The organism is Ruegeria sp. K11, assembly GCF_056531905.1.
In genome coordinates this window covers 1-18,871 of sequence record NZ_JBQFMP010000009.1, presented here as the reverse complement: position 1 = coordinate 18,871, position 18,871 = coordinate 1, and the positions used below count along the sequence as shown (strand labels likewise).

Sequence of the window (18,871 nt, the reverse complement as noted above, 5' to 3'; positions counted from 1 at the left end):
AAGCTAACGAATTCTGGCCTCGCGTCCAGCGACACAAGGCGACTTTGGTGCAATTCCTGTCAAATGGCGTTACAGAACGTAACGGCTGAGGTCGGTGGATTTCGTCAGCTCGCCCAGATTGTCCTCGACAAACTGTGCGTTCACGGTGATCTCGGCCCCGGCCTGATCGGGCGCAGTGAACGAGAGTTCCTCGAACACCCGCTCCATCACCGTATAAAGCCGCCGTGCGCCGATGTTTTCGACGCTCTGGTTCACATCCGCCGCGATCTTGGCCAGCGCGGCGATGCCGTCATCGGTAAAGCTGACGGTGACCTCTTCGGTGCCCATCAGGGCAGTGTATTGGCGGGTCAGAGCGTTATCGGTCTCGGTCAGGATACGCACGAAATCTTCTTCGGTCAGCGCCCGCAACTCGACACGGATCGGCAGACGCCCCTGCAATTCCGGCAACAGGTCCGAGGGTTTGGCGATGTGGAACGCTCCGCTGGCGATGAACAGGATATGGTCGGTTTTCACCGGGCCGTGCTTGGTGGACACCGTGGTGCCTTCGATCAGAGGCAGCAGGTCGCGCTGCACCCCTTCCCGGCTGACATCGCCACCGCGTGCTTCGGCGCGCGCGCAGACCTTGTCGATCTCGTCCAGAAACACGATGCCGTTCTGTTCGACCGACTCCAAGGCGACACGATTGACGGTTTCATCATCCAGCAGCTTGTCGGCTTCTTCCCCGATCAGCGCGTCATAGCTGTCGGCGACGGTCATACGTTTCTTGACGGTGCGCCCGCCAAAGGCTTTACCGAAGATATCGCCCAGATTCATCATCCCCATCTGGCCGCCGGGTTGTCCGGGGATGTCGAACATCGGCATCGGGTTTGACGTGTCCGAAAGTTCCAGCTCGATCTCGGTATCGTCCAGTTCCCCGGCTTTCAGTTTCTTGCGGAACATCTCGCGCGTGGCTTCGCGGGCGTCTGTTCCGGCGATGGCTTCGATCACACGATCTTCCGCAGCTTGATGGGCGCGGGCCTTCACATCTTCGCGCATGTATTCGCGGGTCTGGATGATCGCTGCATCCGCCAGATCGCGCACAATCTGTTCCACGTCGCGGCCGACATAGCCGACCTCGGTAAACTTGGTGGCCTCGACCTTGATGAAAGGCGCGCGGGCCAGTTTCGCGAGACGGCGGCTGATCTCGGTCTTGCCAACGCCGGTGGGTCCGATCATCAGGATGTTCTTCGGGTAAACCTCATCGCGGATGTCATCCGCCAACTGCTTGCGCCGCCAGCGGTTGCGCAGCGCGACGGCCACTGCGCGTTTGGCATCCTTCTGCCCGATGATAAAACGATCCAGTTCCGAGACAATCTCGCGCGGGGTCAGGTCGGTCACGGGGGCAGTCCTTTCGATCAGCGGTTTGGCTTACGTAGTCACCGCAAGGGCGAAAACAACATCGGCGGCGTTGCTTAGCAATGCCCTTTCCGCTTTGCAAATGCTTTCCTTAGGTGATCGGCGCGCCCTCTGATACAGTGATTTCAAGGTGTTGAGGGTCCGGAGTGCGGAAATGACGAAAATTGCCAAGATCACCCTTCTGTTTGTGGTGTTTGTGGACCTGATCGGACAGGGGCTTGTCTTTCCCATCATCAACTCGCTGATTATGGAGACGAAATCGGGCTTCCTGCCGGAAAGCACGGCCATGGGCACACGGCACTTTTATTATGGTCTGGTGATCGGTTGTTTTTTTCTGTCGTGGTTTCTGGGCGTTGTCTACGTGTCCAAAGTCTCGGACTCGATCGGACGGAAAAACGCATTGCTGGTCTGTTTGGGTGGGGCGCTGATTGGGTACGCGCTGACGATTGCCGCCCTCTATATCAACAGCCTGCTGCTGCTGATCGTGGGCCGGTCGATCACCGGGTTTACCGCAGGCAACCAACCTATCGCGCAAGCCGCGATGATCGATGGCAGCACCGATGCTGCGGATCGTGACCGAAACATGGGCTATATCGTGACCGGCGTCAGCTTTGGCCTTGTCGGAGGGCCCATCATCGGAGCCGTCCTGTCCGACGCGGCCTTGCTGGGCAGCGTTGCGACCCTGAAAACACCGTTTTACGGGGCCTTTGTTCTGGTCCTGATCGCCATCTTCCTTGTCCTGACCTTCTTCAAGGACACGCGGACCGAGCGCGCCGCTTTTGTGTTCCGCGCCCGCGATGTCACGGATAGCCTGATCGCTGTACGCGAACACCCGACGGTTCTGAAAATCCTGCCGGTCTATTCGTTTTTCATGATCGCCAACGTCACCTTCTATGTGTTCGTCGACAATTTCTTGACCAGCAAATTCGGATATGGCGTGATCGGCGGCAGCGTGGCCATGGTTGTGATCGGTTTTGCCCTGGCGTTTTCCAGTACATTCCTGGTTAAGCCCGCGCAGGAAAGATTCAGCAAACATCAGATCATCTACACCTCTCTGATCGTGATGGTGATCTGCGGCTTGGCATTCGCCTTTATCCCCAGCGGAATCCTAATCTATGTCCCGGTCTTTTTCTTCTATTTCCTGTTCGGGGTTGCCTACCCCACAATGCTGGGTTTGTTTTCGTCAAGTGTCAGCGAGGCCGATCAAGGCTGGGTTATGGGCGTGACCACAGCTGTATTCTGTCTGGCCGGGGGCATCATGTCCCTGATCGGCGGCGGATTGATGAGCATCGACATCCGCGTGCCCTACTATATCGTGATCGTTGCGGCGATCTTTGGCCTGATCGGTATGCACCGGCGCTGGAAAGGAAAAGAGATCAAGGCGCTATTGGCCTGAGATCTCCTCAACCGTCAGATTACCGTTGGTATAGACACAGATATCAGCGGCAATTGCCATCGCCTCGCGCGCCACCTGCTCGGCGGCTTTGTCGCTATCCATCATCGCGCGCGCTGCTGCCAGGGCAAAGTTCCCGCCCGAACCGATGGCGGCCACGTTGTGTTCGGGCTCCAGCACGTCCCCTGCCCCGGTGATGACCAGCAGGTCCTTACCGTCAGTCACGATCAGCATCGCTTCTAGCTTTTGCAGGTACTTGTCGGTGCGCCAGTCCTTCGCCAGCTCGACCGAGGCGCGGGCCAGTTGACCCGGCGTGGCTTCCAGCTTGGCTTCTAAACGTTCCAGCAGCGTGAAGGCATCCGCCGTCGATCCGGCGAACCCGGCAACCACTTCAAACCCACCGGGCGACAAACGGCGCACCTTGCGGGCGGTGCCCTTGATCACGGTCTGACCCAGACTGACCTGCCCGTCGCCCGCAATCACCACGTGGCCGTCTTTCTTGACGCCAATAATCGTTGTGCCATGCCAACCGGGAAAATCGCTGTCTGCCATGAAAGCCTCCGTACTATCCGGCGTCCTATATGGGTCGGACCAGCAGCCAGCGCAACCGTTCTCAAACTGCCTAAAAGATATGCAATGCGTGCAATCCGGGGTTACCAATCCGGCAATTGTGAGTCTCTGAGGCGCAGGTTACATCAGCCCCACAACCGACACGAGGTCGGCTGTTTCAGATATAAGGAACGCGCAAATGGCTGCTATTGCCAAAACCCATGCGCCGCTCGGAGCAGTCACCATCCTGCATGTAGTGGACGCATTTCTCGGCACTTTCGAAAACGCTGTCGAATGGAACAACAACCGCAAAACCCGCAAGGAACTGTCGGCCCTGAGCGATGAGCAACTGGACGATATCGGCCTGACACGGGCCGAAATCGAAAAGATCTGATCCATCGATCTAAAATCCATGCTGATGAGACAAGCCGCCGGTTCATCCAGGCGGCTTTTTCATGTCTTGTTGATTTCGGGATGATCGAGCGACCTAGAAACGGCAGTTCTTGAAACGCGGCTGATCCCATGACACACAAGGCTGTGCCAACCGGTGTTTTCACAGCAGAAATTGCATGTCTCAGCTTACCGATACGGAAATGACCACCCAGCAACGTCGCGCGTTTCTTGCCGACGTCATTCGACCTTATGATCTTGGCTATCATCTGATCCGTATCGGCGCGTTCGGGGATGGTGGCTATTTGCTGCCCAATGATCTCGAGGACATCGCCGCATGTTTTTCGCCGGGTGTGTCACTGCAATCCAGTTTCGAGCTCGATCTGGCGAAACATGGCATTCGATCCTTCATGGCGGACGGGTCGGTTGAGTCCCCTGTTCTGACCGTGCCCCATGCAGAGTTCATTCAAAAACACCTGGCCGAGGAAACCGGTGATCAGGTGATCTCGCTAAAGGACTGGATGGCGCAATCCGCCCCGGCAGCTGGTGATCTGATCTTGCAGATGGATATCGAGGGCGCAGAGTACAAAGTGCTTGCTCCACTGTCGCGGTCTGAGCTGAACAGATTTCGGATCATCGTAATTGAGCTTCACGGCATTCCGTCGATTCTGACAAAGGCGCGGCGCTTCCAGCAAGCATATCCTGCTTTGTCTGCCCTGAAGGAAAGCTTTATCTGTGCTCATTTGCATCCCAACAACGCATCAGGCGTTGTCGAGTTCGAAGGCGTGGCATTCCCGCGTGTGATCGAGGCGACTTTTGTGCGGCGGGATCGGGTTAAGAAAATCACGCCAGTTGACGCCTTGCCGCATCGGTTGGATGTGCCGCACCGCGCGCATATCCCGGCACTGACCCTGCCTGTGGAATGGACCGAGTATCCAGCGACTTGAAGTCAAATAAAAAAGGAACGCCCACGAGAGGCGCTCCTTTCAACGTACTTGATCAAAGATCAGATGGATTCGTCAATCCAGCTTTGCAGTGCTGCCTTTGGGGCGGCGCCGGCACGGTTCGACACAACCTGACCGTCCTTGAAGATGAACAGCGCGGGGATACCGCGCACGCCCATGGCCGCTGCAGCGTTCGGGTTGCTGTCCACATCAACCTTGGCAATTTTCACCTTGCCACCATACTCGGTCGCCAGCTCTTCCAGAGCGGGGCCGATCTGCTTGCATGGGCCACACCATTCGGCCCAGAAATCGACAACCACAGGGATGTCAGAGTTCTTGACCTCGGCGTCAAAGGTGTCGTCAGTTACGGCTACGGTCGACATATTCTGTCTCCTGAATGGGGAATGCTTGGTCACAGAACCTAGGTGCGGGGTATTCGGACGTCAAGATATCTGGGCGCGACGCAATGCGTCCGTCACAATATCGTGTGGCAGCCACATCAACTGTGCGGTGCGGGTCCAAAGGATCGCGGTTCTGATGTCCCGGCCCGGATATATTTGCGCAAGCGCCTCCGCATAGGCTCCCATCTGCCGCAACAGGCCTTCTGGGCAAGCGGTTGGGTTGTCGGGGACCATCATATTCGATTTGAAATCAATGACCTGAATATCCGTTTCCGACACAATGAGGCGATCAATAACGCCATGCACACGCCGACCCATCAGATCGGCCGATATGGGAATTTCGGCAAGGGTATCTGGCGCGAAAACAGGCTTTAAATGTTCGGCCGTCAGCACAAGTGCTGCTTCGCTCAGCAAGGCTTGCCGCTCCGCGTCTTGCATATCAGGCAGAACCCGCGCGCAAAGCTGCGTCCAGTTGTCCGGTGCTACCGACGGAAGATGCTCCAGCAGCAGGTGCAGGCGCGTGCCGCGCAGTTTGGCGGCCTCTTCATCCAGACCTGTGTCGCCGGGCAGCGCCTTGGCGCCGCCCAGATCGGACGGGCTCAGCGTATCGGGTACGGGTGCCGGTGACGGTATGGGTGAGGCAAATACCTTTGGCAGATCTTCGGGTATATCTTTGTTTTCCTCGGGCGTAATCTTCTGCAGCCCGTCCCAATCGCCATGGGACAGCCGCAGCGTATCCGAGCCGGGTATCTGTGTCGCCCCGGCACGCGTCATTGCGGTTTGAACCATTTGATACCAACTTGATCCATCCTTCCCGATATCACCCGCGGCTGCAACAATTAACCTTTTTTCTGCTCGTGTTAGAGCCACATATAGCAACCGAAGCCGTTCATTTTCTTCCCTCTCGCGCGCCTCGACCCGCGCCTCGGCAATCAGGCGCGGCGACGCATCAGCAGGGACTTTCCACAAGGCTGTGCCCTCGGCCACCATGATCTCGGCATCACGCGGCGCCCGTCGTTTGCCGGTATCGGGCAGAATGACGATCGGGGCCTCCAGCCCTTTTGAGCCATGCACGGTCATCACGCGGATCATGTTTCCGACGCCGCTCATCTGTCGTTTGATCTCAAGATCGTCGGTTTGCATCCAGGTAAGGAATCCGGTCAGGCTGGGAATATCGGTCCGTTCATAAGCCAGCGCCTGCGACAGAAGCGCGTTAATCCCGTCTTCGGCTTCGGCCCCCAACCGGCCCAACAGGTTGCGGCGACCATTGTGGCGGGTCAGGATACGCTCGATCAGATCATAAGGGCGCAGAAAATCGATTTGGGCCCGAAGATCGTTCAGAATGCCAAGTGTTTCGGGATACTCCTCGGCCCTTTGGCGCAGGGCTGCCCACAGAAATTTGTCCTGCCGCCGATGGGCCAGATCGAACAATTGCTGTTCCGACCACCCTAACAACGGAGATTTCAGGACTGTCGCCAAAGACAGGCTGTCTTCGGGTGTCGCGAGAAAGCTCAGCAGAGCCGCCAAATCCTTGACCGCAAGTTCCGCGCCCACTTTCAGCCTGTCAGCCCCGGCGATGGGCAAATGCCTGGCCTTGCACGCGCGGATGATCTCGGCAAACAGATCCGAGCGACGCTGTACGAGGATCAAAAAGTCGCCCGGCTGCACTTTGCGGCGCACGAACGCACCAGGTGCGTCACCATCTTCTGGGATAGTTTCGCCGCGGTCGATCATCGCCTTGATGGATGCCGCAACCTGTTCGGCCAATATCACTGTATGATGACGCGCACCGGGTCGGTCCACCGGGTCGGTCCAGTCGATCTCGTCATCGTCCTCGACCTTTTCGACCACAGGCCACAGGTCCACACGCCCGGGCAGGTCTGCCTTGAAGGCGCGGTGCTGACTGTCCTTGTGGAATCCGGCCTGTGCCTGATTTTCAAAGAGGATATCGACCAGTGAAAGGATCGCGCTGGAGGATCGGAACGAATATTCCAGCGTCGAATCCCACAATTTAGAGCCAGATTCAGTCAGTTTTCGCCCGAATTCCTGCTGCATGCGATCAAAGGCTTGTGGGTCGGCGCCCTGAAACGAATAGATCGATTGTTTTTTGTCGCCGACAACGAAAATGGTGCGCTCTACGCCCGAGCGTGCGCCCTCTCCGCTGGTGAATTCCTGTGCCAGTTTCTCGACGACATCCCACTGATCCGGGCTGGTGTCTTGCGCTTCGTCCACCAGGATGTGATCGATTCCGCCATCCAGCCGGTACAAAACCCATTCAGCTACCGCCGGATCGTTCAACACCTGCCGCGCGCGCAGGATCAGGTCGTCGAAATCCAGCCAGCCGCGTTGCTGTTTGCGTCGCTCGTATTCCGGCAGGAAAGCGGATGCAAATCGATGCAGGACATGTGTTTTGCGCGCCGCCACAAGCGCCAGCCGCTGCTCGCGCGCTGCTTCAACGCGCAGCATCAGTGCTTCGAGTTGCGGCATCTTCCCGGCCAGCGCACCTTCGCGAAGTGCTTTGGTCGGGAAACTGTTGATTTTGGCGGTGAATGGTTCCTTCGCCGCTTTTCCGGTCAGAAACACAGCTTCCAGAACTGGCAGGCTGTTGATACGAGGATCGGTGAACGTTGCCAGTTTGGCGGCCGCCTTGGCGTTGTTGCCGCCGCTTTCCGTCAGCACGGGCAGGATTGAGCGGATCAGATCGACCTCTCCGCCCAAAAAGATGCGCGACAGCAAGGTGTCTTCGTTGAACCCATCGGGTAAACCGAAGCGCGCCAGTATGGCATCCCATCCCAACGGATGCGCAAACTGGCTGCGCCTGTGTGTCACGGCGGCAGTCAGGGTGTCAAAGCCGGTATCAGTGACAAACCGAGCCACTTCGTCGATCAAAGTGGCATGCGGGCTTTCGGCAAAATCCTCGAGTATCTCTTGGCGCAGCAATGCGGCGGCCCGATCCTCCATCTCGGAAAACTGCGGACTGACGCCCGCTTCCAGCGGAAACCGGCGCAAAAGCGATGCGCAGAATGAGTGGATCGTCTGAATTTTCAATCCGCCGGGTGTTTCGATCGCCCGGGCAAACAAGGTTCGGGCCTGTGCCAACCGTTCGGGATCGATCAGGCCGGGCACGCCCAGATCGGACAGCTGAGCCAGAAGCCGATCATCGTCCAGCATCGCCCATTCACCCAGCCGTTTGAACAGCCGGTTCTGCATCTCGCTGGCGGCGGCTTTGGTATAGGTCAGGCACAGAATGTGTTGCGGCTGCACCCCGTCCAGCAGCAATCGCGCGACACGGTCGGTCAGGACCCGTGTCTTGCCTGATCCCGCATTGGCGGCCAGCCAGGTCGAGGCATCAGGCCGCGCCGCCTGAACCTGCCGCTCGGTCGCGTCGTTGCGAGCGCTCACGTCAGATCCTCCGGTTGCGTTTCATCCGTTCGGTCCCACTCACCAAAACGCGCCAGATGGTCGTAATCGCCGATATCGGTGTCCTTATGCAGCATCCGACGGGATGAAAAGCCTTGATTAGGTTCTAAATAGGCGGAAACCAGTTCTTTTAGCTCTGACACAATCTTGTCTACAGGTTCCTTCGACAATGGGGCCGGCACTTCCTTGTAGCTGGCGCCGACGCCGATAAAGACCGCCTCGGCCACAGTCAGCGGGTCAAAGCCCTCAAGTCCACCCTGTTCGGCAATAGCCGCTTCGATCAGCAGTTGTTTGTCAAACCTGGCTTGCTGGCTTTCGGTCGGCGGGGCACCAGTTTTGTAATCGACCAGCCGCAAAGCGCCGCGGCTGTTTCGATCAATCCGGTCTGCACGACCCGCGATGGTAAAGTCCAGCGGGTGCAGCTGCAGGCTCATCGCAGCTTCAAAGGCGACGGGTCCGCCGTCCTTGCGCCGTCCGATTTCCGCAGTCAACAAGTCATCGGCGATCCGGTCCAGGCGCGCCAACCACAATTTGCGTGCGGTGGGCCAGGCGACATGTTGTTGTAGCAGAGATTCCGCGCGTTTCAGGAAGTTCTCTCGGGTCAAAAGCGCGGTATCCAATACGCTGTCCCGGATGAAGTGCTCCAGAATCTCGTGAACAACAATACCGCGCAACAAGGCGTCCGGGGTTTGTATCAGCGGGTCCAGAGGCTTTAGCCGCAGCACATGTTTGGCATAAATCGCATAGGGATCACGGATCAACCGCTTGATCTCGGTGACCGTCAACCGACGCGGTCTGGCTGCCACAGGAGGCCGCGGTGAGGGGCGTGGGGCGGCTGCGACTCTGGGCGCGTGTTCTAACTGCCCGGCCCAGTGCAGCCATTTTTGTCCACGCGCGCGCATGTTCGCCAGCGCTTCGGGCCCGCCTTGTCCGGGCAGGCCGCTCAGCAAATTGGTCAGTCGGTTCAACCAGCGGGACGGAACCGTTTCCGCATCATCGGACCGGATTGCGCGGGTCAGCCAAACCTCGGGCGCGCCGACGGCCTGCTGGAAATCATGCGCCGACAGACCGATGCGTCGCTCGGGCAGCAACAGCCCGACCTTGTCACGCATCTGACGATTCAACCAGGGATCGGGTGCGGCAGCTTCGGGCCAACTGCCTTCGTTCAAACCGCCAAGGATCAGAAGATCAGCGCCCTGCACCCGTGCCTCAAGCGTACCCCAGATCATGATATGAGGATGTGGTGCGTCGCGGTCGCGTACCTCTTCGTTTGCCAACAAGGCGCCCAGCAAATCGGCAAAGTCATGCGCCGTCATCGGGCCGCCATGTTGCGCTTCTGTCTCGAGCGCGGTTATCACAGACTGCGCTTTTTGCCCGGCGTTTTTATCCCAAAGGGTGCCTGTTTCACCTGCGCTGCCCGCAGAAATGGCCTGCGCCAAAGCACGCAAGTCTGCCACCCAGTCTGATAGCTGGCGTTCACCTGAAATCTGTTGGTTGCAGAATTGAGCGGTTACCCATTGCACCCAGGGATCAGGCAATTTCGCGCGCAGAGCCAAAGCGGCAAGGTTCTCCGGATCGGGGAACGGAATCCCGTGCCGGCGCAAGTCCAGCTCAAGCTCGCGGGTATTCAGCAGATGTTCGCCGCGCGCGCCGCCATCGTGACACAGCGGATGCTTGAGCAGGGTCAGCAATGTCTCGCCATCCAGCCGCCGCGCAAACAGGTTTGCCACATGCCGCAGAAACCGACCAGGAGGCGAAAGCTGCAGCGGCAGGCCTGCGCTGTCATCGGGCAGGATGTTCCACTGATCCAACGCCGCGCCGACCTGACGGGTCAGCATGCGGTCAGGCGTAATCAGGGCGGCGGTTTGGCCTACTTCGGCGGCCTGACGCAGGCGCAGGGCAATGGACAATGCCTCGGTCCGGGGGGATTGCGCCTCGACCAGTGTCAGATCCGCGGTTGCCTGATCAAGACCCGTCAATCGAGGGCCTTCGGACATCCAGGCATCCGTAATCGGAGCGGGGCGCAAAGCAAGTGAGATCAATGCGTTGCGTGCGGGCGAGGGCGGTTCAACCGGGGTCCAGCGTTTGATCTGATCAGGGTTCAGCCCCAGCCGGGCCATCAGCTTATAGAACCGGAATTGCGGATGATCCTCCGAACTCAACCCGTCCGTCAGACTCGCCCAAACGTGGTCAGGCTGGTCAAAATCAAACCCCGGTAGGATCAGCGCCCCTTGTGGCAACCGGGCCACCGCCTCCATCAGCATCAGCGTTGTTCCGCGTGAACCGGTCGAGCCTGCAAGAATGACCGGGTGTTGCGGCGGCGCGGTTTCCCATCGGGTGATCAGGTTTTCAACCACGCGCCGTTGCCGAGCCTGCACATCCAGCGCATTGTCGTCGGCCTCAATGAACCGGTCAGCGATCCCGATGAATGCCTGCGCGCGCGCCCAGTGACCGGACATATCGCTGACATCCAGCTGTCGGATCGCGTCAGCTGAAACACCTTCGCCCTGCATCTCATCAATCAGGGTGGCCAAACTGTCGGACAGGTCAAACACCGAAGACCGTGCCGCCAGATCAGGTTGCTGGTCCAACAATTTGCTGATCAAGCGGGTCAGTTCCAGACGCCGACGCAAAGGCGGAATTGCCGGGGGAACCTGCGCCAGATCGACGGTTTCCCCTAAATCCGTGACCAGAGACAGACGTGGCAACAGACAGGCAGGGCCCTGGTCAAACAGTTCACGGACCCAGCGCGCCATGCGGCGTGTGTTTAGCACCAGCTCGACCCGCGCCAAATCTTCGGGCGGGTGATCGGCGCTGCGGCTGCGCAGCCCGTCAACCAGCGATTTGGGAAAATCGGCACCAGGTGGCACCGCAAACACCCGGGGCAGGGCGCTTGTGTCAAACATTGGCCAGCAGCCCTTCGGCCATTGCGATTCCTTCTGGTCGACCGACATCGCACCAACGGCCCGGATAGGATACCGCGAACAGCCGACCCTGCGTCTGCATTCGATCCCATAACACGTTCAATGAGAAAGCTGTGTCAGCGATATCAGCCAGCCCTTCGGTTTTCAGTATCTGCGCTCCGCCATAGATCAAGCCCGGACCACGCGTAATCCTGCCATCTGGGTCCGAACGGAAATCACCCTGACCGGAATGGCCGATGGCCTGCCCGGTCGGGACACACATCAGCAAAGCGTCCATACAATCCGGATTCCATGCATCACGAAGTAATTTCAGCGGGTTGGGTCCTGTCCAAATGGCATCGGAGTTCATCGTGAAAACAGGCCCTGCGCCCAGTAGGGGCAGCGCGGCCCGCAATCCACCGCCGGTTTCCAGTATGGTCGGGGTCTCGTGTGAGATGGTTACGTTTCTGGGCTTTAGATGCGCCTCTATCTGGTCGGCCCGGTAATGGGTGTTTGCGACGACCTTCCGGGGCGCGATTTCATCTACAAGATCCAGCGCGTGATCGATCAGCGGGCGACCGGCCACATCGATCAAGGGCTTGGGGCGGTTCTTGGTCAGCGCGCCCATGCGGGTTCCAAAACCCGCAGCGAATAACATGACGGCCTGCGGCGTGGTGGTCATCGGGCCCTCAGCCTTTCCAGATTTTCAGGTGTTGGTCGGGGCAGCGCGTCGCGCAAGAGCCCGGCCACCTGTGCCAACGCCGGATGTTCCAGGTTGCGCATCAAATGGGTCCAGGCCGACGGTATCAGATCGATATAGTTGGGCTTTCCGTATTCTGTCGCCAGTCGGGCAAACCCGCCCAGAATGCGCAGATTGCGCTGAGCGCCCAGTACCGCGTAAGCGGTATGAAACCTATGCGCATCCGTGCCGGTGGCCGAGATGTAGCGATCGATCATGCGCATCTCGATCCCGGCGGGCACCCTGCGCCGAACATCCTGCAACAGAGACATCAGATCATACGCGGGATGCCCAAGCATTGCGCTCTGGAAATCCAGCAACCCGACACGCGCCAGCCCGCCACGCTCGGGCAGCCAGATCAGGTTTTCGGCGTGATAGTCCCGTTGTACCACAACGCGCTGTCCGCCGGTTTCTGTATGAAGGATATCCGCAAACCGCGATTCAAACTGCGTTCGGGCCGGAGCATCGAAACTTCCCTGAATTCCCTTGGCGTATTTGGTAAAGGACAGGGCAGCCAAATCGGTCATCATCGCCGGATCATAGCTGTCCAGTGCCAATGTGGACCCTTGGTGGAGATGTACGAGTACATCTGTCGCCGCGTCATAGAGGGTCCGTTCAAGCTGCGGCTCGGCCTGCAACACGCGGGCGAACAGAGCATCGCCCAGATCCTCAAGCAAAAGAAAGCCATACTGAGCGTCTTCGGCATATATCTCGGGCGCGCTGAGGCCGAGCGAGCGCAGATACTGGGCCACGCGCACAAAGGCTTCGACATCTTCGCCTTTTTCGGGTGGTGCATCCATCAACACGGCGGTTCTGCCGCTGGCCGTGTCGGTCACGCGTTCGTATTTCCGGTTCGATGCGTCCCCGGCAAGCGGAGCGCGGCTTGCCCCGGCCCAGGTGGTTCGGGCAATCAGGGCTTCGGCGAGAACAGCCCGGTTTGTCATTTTATCGCCTCCAGCTTTCGCATCCAAACCGGATCGGACCACGAGATTTCCAGATGCCGTCTGCCCAAAACCTCGGGATCGGTCCGAAACCGGAGGCTCAGGGCGGATGCGGGCGTCAGAGCGCCCAGTTTTTCGGGCCATTCGATCAGGCAAATCGCAGAGTCAAATGCCTCTGCCAACCCCAATTCATCGATCTCGAATTCCGAGGACAGACGATAGAGATCGGCGTGCCAGATCTCTCCGATCTGTGTGTCATAGACTTGCACAAGGGTGAATGTAGGCGACGGGACATCTTCGATCCGGTCCATCGACGACTGGATCAGGGCGCGGGCAAAATGGGTTTTTCCGCTGCCAATTTCTCCGCCCAGAAGGATGACGTCAGCGGGCCGCAGACACCGGGCCAAACGCGCCGCAAGATCCGAGGTTTCCTCGGGCGAATTCAACAGGATCGAGACAGGCGCAGTCATGGCGCCACAATGGACCCGCCCCGAAGCGGCTGCAACCCGGTTCAGGCGCTGATTTTCCGTATTCCCGCCATTGGTTCCATCGTGTTGACATGTGTAAAACGAACGATGGTAGCGCCGTTCTGCATTGGACTGACGGTGCAGGTCATGTCGCGACCGTCTCGCATCCGAATCTCAGCGCTCCATTCCGCGCGGTTCTCGCGTGACTTTACGAAATCCCGGATTTCTCCAAGAACCGGAGACGCCATGCAGTGGTCTTGCCACGCACGGGTGACATCAAGGATGGTGACGGGGTCAAAGCCGGTCTCGTCGCTGTCGCCCCAAAGGGTTTGATAGGCATAATTCGTAAGAGCCAGCGACCCGTCATCGGAAAAGACGGCAATGGCGTCGGCCAGCTTGTCCAGAATGGATTGCATCAGGTCCATTTCCGACCGGAACCGCCGGGTCAACGTGATTTCGGCCGTAATGTCCTCGAACAGGAAGGCAACAGCTCCATCCGGATGGGGTCGCCCGCTGACCGAATAAACCGACCCGGACGGGAGCGACCAGGTCTCCTGATAACTTCCATCCTGTGCCGCCTCTAGAAGATCGTCCATCTGGCGCCGCCAACTGCGGTAATTTTTGGGCTCGGGCATCATGTGCTGATCCCGCATCCGGTCAAAAAAGCTGGACAGGCTGGGGCGACAGCTGAGGAAATCCGGAGGCAATCCGGTCAGATCAATCAGCGCGGGATTGAACAGAGCAAGTTGCCGGTTGCGGTCGAAGATCGCCAGACCGATGGACAATTGCGCGAAGGTTTTTGTCATGGTCTGCACGAATTTGCGCTGCGTGGTTTCGGCCTCGACAATCGCGTTGACGTCGACCGCATAACACAGCAAACCCTGCTCGCGCCGCATACAGGTCAGATCGAACCAAAGCTTGGCGTCCGCACCATCTGCAGAAATTGACACGCGGATCTTGCGATCCAGTTGTGTGTCATCCTGAATGGTCGGGATCAACGGCTCGGTCAGGTCAGCATCCGTACCGCGGATTTTGCGAACCAGCGTGACATACGCGGCGTTGCACCAGCCAACCCGCGCCTCATGATCAATCAACCAAACCGGATACGGGGCCTTGTCCATCGCCAGTCTGACAGGATCGTTGGGATCGCGTCGGGCAGGGGTGGGGGCCAGGGTCAGCTCTCGCATCTGGACCCGCACGATGCCGTCGATCCATTCGCAAAGAACCTCGCGCTCGACGGTGCAGTCGATGGCCGAGACCACAAGACTGCCTTCATTGCGGACGATATCCGGCGAGTCCGGAAAAGATGGGAAGTCGCGGTTCAGCAATCTGTGGAGGTCTTTCCAGTCCCGAACAGCCTCATACCCGGCCAGCGCAATATCTGAATGGCTGATCAGCCTGTCCCCATCAAACAGAAACACCACATCGAACAGGCAATCCCGCGCAGACAGGCCAAAACTGTCATTCCTCAGCATGTGCCGTGGCATAAGCCACACAATTGCGAAACAGGCCGAAACCAGGCTGACGACCGCAAGTATGAGCCAGTCGGTCATGGGTCAAAAACTCTCCGTTAACCATCAGGGGCTGTTTATCGCGACCAAGTGTTAACGGGGCCTTAACTCAGATCTCAAAAGGTTGATTTACACCCGAGGGAACCGGAGTGTCGCCTGTCTGCGCATCAATGATTTTCCGGGGCCAGGCCACTTTGACAATGGCCCCGGTCCGGTCGGACAAGTTCGTCAGGGTCTGATAGGGGTCAGAGCCGTTGGCAAACTGCAACTCGGCGCCGCTGCGTTCCAGCAGAGTTTTCGCAATGAAGAGACCCAGACCCATGCCTTCGTATTCCGGGCGGGCGCTGCGCTCGGCGCGCCTGCGCCGCATGAATGGATCCCCGATCCGACCGATCATATGTACAGGGTAACCACGGCCATCATCCATGATGCAGATGGTGATTTTCTCGGATGTCCATTCGGCCTCGACCCAGACATCCGTGCGCGCAAAATCGACGGCATTCTGGATCAGGTTGCGCAGGCCGTGAATAATCTCGGGTTTGCGCAGGATCGAAGGTTGCTGAACATCCCCGTCATCGGCAGGCCCTTCGGTAAAGTGAACGGTCTTTCCGCGGTTGATATGCGGTTCCGCTGCCTCATGCACAACTGTGGACAGCGGAGCCTGTCGCAGATGCAGGTCGTCTTTGCCCGCCCGCCCCATGTCGCGCAGAATGTCCCGACAGCGGTCCGCCTGTTCTCGGATCAGGGCGGCGTCCTCTTGCAACTCTGGACGCTCGTCCAGTTCTTCGATCAGTTCCGAGCTGGCCAGTTTGATTGTGGCCAGCGGCGTGCCCAGTTCATGCGCGGCTGCTGCGACAACGCCGCCCAGATCGGTCAGCTTCTGTTCGCGGGCCAGAGCCATATGAGTGGCCGAAAGCGCTTCGGACATGGATCGCACTTCCGAGCTGATGCGGTGAGAATATGCGCCGATAAAGACAATCGCGATGACGATCGCGGCCCAGTTTCCGAACAGCAGAATATCCGGGATATCCAGCACAAGGCCCAGCTCGGTGCGCAACGGGACATGAAATTGAACCAGAAGTGTGGTCAGAACTACGGCGACCGTGCCGATGATCAGGGTCGACCGGGTGCTCATGACAGAGGCCGAGATCGTGACAGGGCCGACCAGAAGCAAAGCGAACGGGTTGTTCAGCCCGCCGGTCAGATACAGCAATATCGCCAATTGCAGCAGATCGAACAAAACCATCAGGAAGTTCTCGAACTCGGTCAGACGCTTGTTCTGCGGAAACACGAAGATCGCCGTCAGGTTGCCCAGGACCGAGATGCCGATGGCCAGATAGCACAGCCCGAGATCAAGTTGAACGTGATAGGTCTGTTGTGCCACGGTTATGGCGGTGATCTGGCCGATGATCGCGACCCAGCGCAACAGGATCAGGGTGCGCAGGCGGATCCAGCTGCTGCGTTCCTGCCCACGCCAGAGGCTGATATTGGAATCCTTCATAGGTCGATTATGTCCTGTTGCATCGGCTGTGCAACTTGATAGGTGTCCGCGCCGATACGATCAACACGCCGCTGTCACAGGATCATCGCCATGACCCGCCTTTACGCCATTCTCGCAACCCTTGTTCTGGCCATTGGCCTTGGGGCCATGTGGCTTTTGACCCGCGGAACCGGGTCCGACGACCAGTTTGCGCAATGCCGTTCCAGCCAGATCGCAGGCGGTACGGCGGCCATCGGCGGCCCGTTCGAGCTGTTGAATGGTCAGGGTGAGACCGTCACTGACGCAGATGTGATCACCGAACCGACACTGGTTTATTTCGGATACACGTTCTGCCCTGACGTCTGCCCTTTCGACATGTCCCGCAACGCCGAAGCCGTGGACATCCTGGCCGAGCGCGGGCACTCGACGACGCCGCTGTTTATCTCGATCGACCCGGACCGCGACACGCCCGAGGTCATGGCAGATTATGCCTTCAATCTGGGGGGCAAAACCATCGCGCTGACCGGATCACCCGAGCAGGTCAAAGCCGCAAGCCAGGCTTACAAGACATATTACAAGGCGCATGACAAAAGTGACGAGTATTATCTGGTCGACCATTCCACCTTTACCTATCTCGTCACGCCCGAGCATGGATTTCTGGAGTTTTTCAAACGCGATGACACGGCCCAGCAGATGGCGGACAAGGTTGGCTGCTTCATCGAAAACATGTAGCTTAAACCTGTTGTTTGACCTTTGTCATGGCGCTGCTATTACTCATGTCTAAGCCAAAGTCGTGAAATAGCGGAAAGAATAGAATATGGCGGACACTTCTCAGCTGGATATCGGCCCGGATCACACCCTGCTTTTGGTTGACGATGACGAGCCGTTTCTGAGGCGTCTGGCCAAAGCTATGGAAAAGCGTGGCTTTGCGGTAGAAACGGCAGGTTCAGTCGCTGCAGGCCGCGCCATCTGTACGGCCCGCCCACCAGCTTACGCGGTTGTGGATCTGAGGCTGGAGGACGGAAACGGCCTGGACGTGGTCGAAGTGCTGCGCGAAAAGCGCCCAGACAGCCGGGTTGTGGTATTGACTGGTTACGGCGCCATCGCCACGGCTGTGGCCGCCGTCAAGATCGGAGCGACCGACTATCTGTCCAAACCCGCCGATGCCACCGACATCACCAACGCGCTGCTGGCCAAGGGTGACGAACTGCCCCCGCCACCCGAAAACCCCATGAGCGCGGACCGGGTGCGCTGGGAACATATCCAGCGGGTTTATGAGCTGTGCGACCGGAATGTTTCCGAGACGGCGCGGCGGCTAAACATGCACCGACGGACTTTGCAGCGGATCTTGGCAAAGCGCAGTCCGCGATAGAGAACCGCCTATAGACGGTGCCTAATTTTCTAGCTCCTGTCAGGAAGACGCGATCAAGGTCTGCTTAGCGGAGATAGTGTTGAAGAAGTCGATGCAGGATCTGCCGATGGGTTGCGCTCGAAGCAGCTTTGCCGTTCCTCTCAGCCTATTGGTTGTTGTTGCGGAACTAGCTTGGCGAGTTTCCTGAGGTTTTGTGCCGTTGCTGCGAGCTGGAACTGTTCGTATGCGCCTTTTGGTCTTCGAAGTCGCATCATCGGCACGCCGATGTATCGCTTGAGATGCGCAAACAGCATCTCGACTTTGCGCCTCTGAATGAATGAGGTCATGTAGGCATCGGTTTTGCGGATATCGCGGGCGACGTCGCGTGCTGCTTCATGAACAGAACGAAGCACGTTTCGGGCTGGCTGTCTCGGACAGCAATTTACTTTCAATGGGCATGCGTCGCAATCGTGCTTTGACGCTCGATCTTTGATGAACCAGTCTTTGCCGCCGTTGGGCTTTCGCGGCTTGGAGAAGTTCCGGCGATATGTCCGCAGTTCTTTGTTACCCGGGCACGTGTAGCTGTCGGTCGCCGGGTCGTAGACGAAGTCTTCACGTGAGAACGTGCCGTCCGTCCGTTTGGATTTATCCCAGACCGGAATGCGCGGGTCGATGCCGCGCTCTTCGACCAACCAGCCCAACATCTCTGCTGATCCGTAACCCGTATCGCCCACTAGCTTATCTGGTGTCATGTCGAAGCGGTCGGTGATTCAGTCAATCATCCGCCGCGCGGCGAAAGCCTCAGCGGTCCGGATCGGCACTGAGGCTCGACGTCCACGATCACCGCATTGTCCAAATCTACCATATAGTTGGTGGAATAGGCGAAGAAGGCTGCCCCTCCATCGGCGCCTGTCCAGCGCGCCGCAGGGTCCACCGGCGAGATGTATTTGGGAACGACTTTGGTGGACGCGCCGAATGCGGCATCAT

Annotated in this window: 16 protein-coding genes and 1 pseudogene; 5 read left to right on the top strand and 12 right to left on the bottom strand. The window is 58.5% G+C overall.

Annotation, left to right across the window (positions count from 1 at the left end):
• Positions 1-69 precede the first annotated feature (69 nt).
• Positions 70-1,377, bottom strand: coding sequence for an ATP-dependent protease ATPase subunit HslU (gene hslU / locus ACR0K4_RS15050; protein ID WP_480519718.1), 1,308 nt, complete (start codon positions 1,375-1,377; stop codon positions 70-72).
• Between the two features lie 172 nt (positions 1,378-1,549).
• Here hslU and ACR0K4_RS15045 point away from each other — a divergent pair, with 172 nt between their 5' ends.
• Positions 1,550-2,791, top strand: a complete 1,242-nt coding sequence (locus ACR0K4_RS15045) for an MFS transporter (RefSeq protein ID WP_480854626.1) — start codon at positions 1,550-1,552, stop codon at positions 2,789-2,791.
• Here the strand turns inward: ACR0K4_RS15045 and hslV are convergent.
• Positions 2,780-3,340 carry an ATP-dependent protease subunit HslV gene (gene hslV, locus ACR0K4_RS15040; RefSeq protein ID WP_480519714.1) on the bottom strand — a complete coding sequence of 187 codons (561 nt, stop codon included), beginning with the start codon at positions 3,338-3,340 and terminating at the stop codon, positions 2,780-2,782. The genes ACR0K4_RS15045 and hslV overlap by 12 nt on opposite strands.
• 196 nt (positions 3,341-3,536) lie before the next feature.
• Between hslV and ACR0K4_RS15035 the strand changes: the two genes are divergently transcribed.
• Positions 3,537-3,731 (top strand): DUF1127 domain-containing protein, encoded by a 195-nt coding sequence (locus ACR0K4_RS15035; protein WP_480519712.1) that lies wholly within the window; start codon positions 3,537-3,539, stop codon positions 3,729-3,731.
• A gap of 175 nt (positions 3,732-3,906) precedes the next feature.
• The gene (locus ACR0K4_RS15030) at positions 3,907-4,674 is read left to right on the top strand and encodes an FkbM family methyltransferase (protein ID WP_480519710.1); all 768 of its coding nucleotides are present in this window, start codon (positions 3,907-3,909) and stop codon (positions 4,672-4,674) included.
• 59 nt (positions 4,675-4,733) lie between these two features.
• Here ACR0K4_RS15030 and trxA read toward each other — a convergent pair whose 3' ends face one another.
• The 8 genes from trxA to regB form a co-directional block, all read right to left on the bottom strand.
• Complete coding sequence (trxA, locus tag ACR0K4_RS15025; RefSeq protein WP_039542610.1) at positions 4,734-5,054, bottom strand: thioredoxin; 321 nt, start codon at positions 5,052-5,054, stop codon at positions 4,734-4,736.
• Positions 5,055-5,114: 60 nt separating this feature from the next.
• Positions 5,115-8,474, bottom strand: a complete 3,360-nt coding sequence (gene addA, locus ACR0K4_RS15020; RefSeq protein WP_480854625.1) for a double-strand break repair helicase AddA — start codon at positions 8,472-8,474, stop codon at positions 5,115-5,117.
• A complete protein-coding gene (gene addB / locus ACR0K4_RS15015) occupies positions 8,471-11,398 on the bottom strand; it encodes a double-strand break repair protein AddB (RefSeq protein WP_480854624.1) in 2,928 nt (975 codons plus the stop codon). Before addB ends, addA begins: the two co-directional genes overlap by 4 nt.
• Entirely contained in the window at positions 11,391-12,077 is a 687-nt protein-coding gene (locus tag ACR0K4_RS15010) for a nucleotidyltransferase family protein (RefSeq protein WP_480519704.1), read from the bottom strand. The genes addB and ACR0K4_RS15010 overlap by 8 nt, the downstream gene beginning before the upstream one ends.
• Positions 12,074-13,078: an aminoglycoside phosphotransferase family protein gene (locus ACR0K4_RS15005; protein ID WP_480854623.1), complete on the bottom strand. Its 1,005-nt coding sequence runs from the start codon at positions 13,076-13,078 to the stop codon at positions 12,074-12,076. Before ACR0K4_RS15005 ends, ACR0K4_RS15010 begins: the two co-directional genes overlap by 4 nt.
• The gene (gene tsaE / locus ACR0K4_RS15000) at positions 13,075-13,545 is read right to left on the bottom strand and encodes a tRNA (adenosine(37)-N6)-threonylcarbamoyltransferase complex ATPase subunit type 1 TsaE (protein ID WP_480519700.1); all 471 of its coding nucleotides are present in this window, start codon (positions 13,543-13,545) and stop codon (positions 13,075-13,077) included. The genes ACR0K4_RS15005 and tsaE overlap by 4 nt, the downstream gene beginning before the upstream one ends.
• Positions 13,546-13,586: 41 nt before the next feature.
• A complete protein-coding gene (locus tag ACR0K4_RS14995) occupies positions 13,587-15,095 on the bottom strand; it encodes a PAS-domain containing protein (protein WP_480854622.1) in 1,509 nt (502 codons plus the stop codon).
• Between the two features lie 67 nt (positions 15,096-15,162).
• On the bottom strand, positions 15,163-16,554 hold the full coding sequence (gene regB, locus ACR0K4_RS14990; RefSeq protein ID WP_480854621.1) for a sensor histidine kinase RegB: 1,392 nt from the start codon (positions 16,552-16,554) through the stop codon (positions 15,163-15,165).
• A gap of 90 nt (positions 16,555-16,644) precedes the next feature.
• Here regB and ACR0K4_RS14985 point away from each other — a divergent pair, with 90 nt between their 5' ends.
• Together ACR0K4_RS14985 and ACR0K4_RS14980 are read left to right on the top strand one after the other, a co-directional pair.
• Positions 16,645-17,265, top strand: coding sequence for an SCO family protein (locus ACR0K4_RS14985; protein ID WP_480854619.1), 621 nt, complete (start codon positions 16,645-16,647; stop codon positions 17,263-17,265).
• An 85-nt stretch (positions 17,266-17,350) separates the two neighbouring features.
• Positions 17,351-17,905 (top strand): ActR/PrrA/RegA family redox response regulator transcription factor, encoded by a 555-nt coding sequence (locus ACR0K4_RS14980; protein ID WP_480854618.1) that lies wholly within the window; start codon positions 17,351-17,353, stop codon positions 17,903-17,905.
• A 140-nt stretch (positions 17,906-18,045) separates the two neighbouring features.
• On the opposite strand, the gene ACR0K4_RS14975 is transcribed toward ACR0K4_RS14980, so the two are convergent.
• Together ACR0K4_RS14975 and ACR0K4_RS14970 are read right to left on the bottom strand one after the other, a co-directional pair.
• The gene (locus tag ACR0K4_RS14975; RefSeq protein WP_480854616.1) at positions 18,046-18,636 is read right to left on the bottom strand and encodes a transposase; all 591 of its coding nucleotides are present in this window, start codon (positions 18,634-18,636) and stop codon (positions 18,046-18,048) included.
• 26 nt (positions 18,637-18,662) lie between these two features.
• Positions 18,663-18,871: pseudogene (locus ACR0K4_RS14970) on the bottom strand (hypothetical protein); the annotation flags it as partial.